Source organism: Phaeovulum veldkampii DSM 11550 (assembly GCF_003034995.1).
In the GTDB taxonomy this organism is placed as follows: domain Bacteria; phylum Pseudomonadota; class Alphaproteobacteria; order Rhodobacterales; family Rhodobacteraceae; genus Phaeovulum; species Phaeovulum veldkampii.
Map to the genome: position 1 here is coordinate 1 of NZ_PZKF01000092.1, position 2444 is coordinate 2444.

The following is a 2444-nucleotide window of genomic DNA, read 5'->3' on the forward strand; positions in this document are numbered from 1 at the left end:
AGCGGGGATGGCCGTGCGGCACCGCGCTTCTTGTCGCCTGTCGCTTCAAGGGCTTTGAGGCGCGCGGCGAGGTCCTCGGTGTCCTGGCTCATGACGTGGGCCCACCCATATCCTGAACACAGACCTCGTCTTCGCCGAGGCGCAGGACCCATTGGCGGTTCACGCCCGAGACACGGATCACACCGTCCTCGAGTGCTGTGCTGTTCACCGCCCGCTCGCCGCCATTGGCATAGCGGAAGATGGCCGGGACCGGCGCGTTCCGCGCGAAGCGGAAATAGGTGAAGGTGCCATCATCCCAGATGGCCGTCGGTGTGAACTCCTCCCGGGCGCTGACGGCATAGTTCGCATTCGGCGCCTCGGCCGCAACCGCCCGGGCCGGTTGAACGCGGCTCTCGGGATAGCGGAACTGCACGACATAATGCGGGGTCTCGCGCGCCTCGACGACGTGGAAATAGTAGGAGCGGCGGTTCGTGTAGACCGTGATGTTGGTGGCGACCCCAGAGGCGGCGGGCTTGATCGCGAAGGCGCGTCCTCCGGGCACACCGTCGAACTGGAAGCCCACCGTGTCGCCTGCGATGATCGAGCGGATCGTCTCGCCCTCGCCGAACTCGACAGTGGTGACGCGGGTCAGGGTGGTGACGACGCGGTAGACTTGCCCCTCGGTCCAGGTGGCGATCCGGACGCGGTTGTCATGGGGACCGGGGCGCGGCGTGGTTTCAGCGAAGGCTGCGGGTGCGGAGAGCACGAGGGCACCGGCGACCAGCAGGGCGTGAACAGGGGCAAGAACTGGAACAGAGGTCATTCGGAACGGTCCGATCGGATGGCATATTGGGTGACGGTGAAGCCGAAAGGGTTTTGCCAGACATCGTCGATCGAGCGGGTCCGTTCGGGCTGAAAAGCGAACATCAATGTTGCGGTGAAGGATCCGTCTTGCGCCCCTTGCGGGCTGGTCAGGCGCTTTCTGAGGCGCACCTGCGCGCGGTTCTCACCGATCAGCGTGATCGAGGCGATCTCGACAGCCATCTCGGCCGCGGGGCCGTAGCGGGTCGGCGGATAGTTCTCCTGCCCCGAGGTCCACATGGCTCGCATGCTGGCCTCGGCAGCCCCGGTGGATTGCGCCAGCACCCGGCGCACGCGCAGATCATTGTCGAGCTGGTTGTAGGCTTCGCGGTCGAGGATGTAGCGGTAGATCTGCGCCTCGATGATCGCAGGTCGCTCGGCAAGTCGCACCGTCTCGACCGTGGCGTTCGGCAGGGCCAAGCCCGTCGCTGGATCATAGGGCACGACAACCGGCGGGGGCGTCTCGACCATCAGGGCGACGGCTGCGGCCGCAAGGCAGCCAAAGATCCCAAAGCCTGCCCCGCCAAGGCCGATCATCCGCCAGAGCTGCTCCCGGCGCAGTGCGCCGTGGATCAGTTCCTCCTCGACCAGTTCGCGCGCGCTCATGCCTGCCGTCATGTCCGGTGCCTCGGTCATGGCCGCAGGCTCGGCAGGGTGAAGTCCATGTAGCGCCGCTCTTCGGCGACGGTGGCGGCATCCACTACACCCGCGTTGCCTGCGCCGAGGGTCTGGATCGCTTCAAGCTCCCACATCCGCGTCATGGCGATCGCGAGTTCCGCCGTGACGCGGGTGTTGTGGTCCATCGATGCCTTCAGGTCCTCCATGTCGGGGATCATCGCGACAAGCTGTTCAACACGTTCAAGGGATTGCGCTGCCTCGGCATGGCTGTTCTGGGCCGCCGCAGACATCACGGCACCGGTCGTGGCGCGGGTCGCGACACCTTCTGCACCGGGATTGCCGCTGGTGGCGATCTCGCGGAGTGAATCCTCATCGAATCCGGCGCTGGCGAGCGCCTGTTCCATCTGCGTGCGCAGGGGGCCTGCGTTGGGGCCGATCAGGCTCGACCAGTCGCCTGCCTGGATGCCCCGGATCAGACCGGGGATGTCTTCGAAATTGGCCTGCAGGAGGTCGTCGAGATCGCCGCCCATGGCTAACCCAAGGATACTGCGCGGCCCGGTCAGCGAGGCATACATCTCCTCGAGCTGGTCGAACTGTTGCTGCAGAAGGTCGAGCTGCTCCAGCGCATTGTCCAGAAGATCGGTCTGGATCCCGAAATCCTGCAGCATCTGCTGAAGCTGACGGATTTCCTGGGCGATGTTCTGGGTATCGACCGTGGGCACGCCCTGTGCGGTGACAGGCCCCGCAAGGACGGTGGCCAGCGCGAGCGTCGCGGCGGTGGTGGTAAGGGAACGGGACAAGCGCCGGATCATCGCAAATTCTCCTGGGTGAAATCCATATATTGTCGCTCGGCGGCTTGGGCTGCGGCCATGGCGAGTTGCTCCTCGCTCAGCGGTTGGGTGTGAGCGGCCTTGATCCGGGTGCGGATCGCGACCAGCCGGGCAAGCTCGGCGCGCGCGTAGGTGTTGAGCGCGATGGCCTCGTGC

At 65.7% G+C, this 2444-nt stretch carries 3 protein-coding genes and 1 pseudogene; all 4 read right to left on the reverse strand.

Annotation, left to right across the window (positions count from 1 at the left end; all coding sequences use genetic code 11):
* Positions 1 to 88 precede the first annotated feature (88 nt).
* On the reverse strand, positions 89 to 802 hold the full coding sequence (locus C5F46_RS15920; RefSeq protein ID WP_235820204.1) for a TrbG/VirB9 family P-type conjugative transfer protein: 714 nt from the start codon (positions 800 to 802) through the stop codon (positions 89 to 91).
* Positions 799 to 1446, reverse strand: coding sequence for a VirB8 family type IV secretion system protein (locus tag C5F46_RS15925; RefSeq protein WP_107326280.1), 648 nt, complete (start codon positions 1444 to 1446; stop codon positions 799 to 801). The genes C5F46_RS15920 and C5F46_RS15925 overlap by 4 nt, the downstream gene beginning before the upstream one ends.
* Before the next feature lie 26 nt (positions 1447 to 1472).
* Entirely contained in the window at positions 1473 to 2270 is a 798-nt protein-coding gene (locus tag C5F46_RS15930) for a type IV secretion system protein (RefSeq protein ID WP_107326278.1), read from the reverse strand.
* Positions 2267 to 2444 (reverse strand): annotated as a pseudogene (locus tag C5F46_RS17170) (lytic transglycosylase domain-containing protein); the annotation flags it as partial. The pseudogene C5F46_RS17170 and the gene C5F46_RS15930, both read right to left, overlap by 4 nt.

Coding starts and splice junctions, on each gene's coding strand:
- C5F46_RS15920 (WP_235820204.1), bottom strand. CDS start 802: ATGACCTCTGTTCCAGTTCTTGCCCCTGTTCACGCCCTGCTGGTCGCC.
- C5F46_RS15925 (WP_107326280.1), bottom strand. CDS start 1,446: ATGAGCGCGCGCGAACTGGTCGAGGAGGAACTGATCCACGGCGCACTG.
- C5F46_RS15930 (WP_107326278.1), bottom strand. CDS start 2,270: ATGATCCGGCGCTTGTCCCGTTCCCTTACCACCACCGCCGCGACGCTC.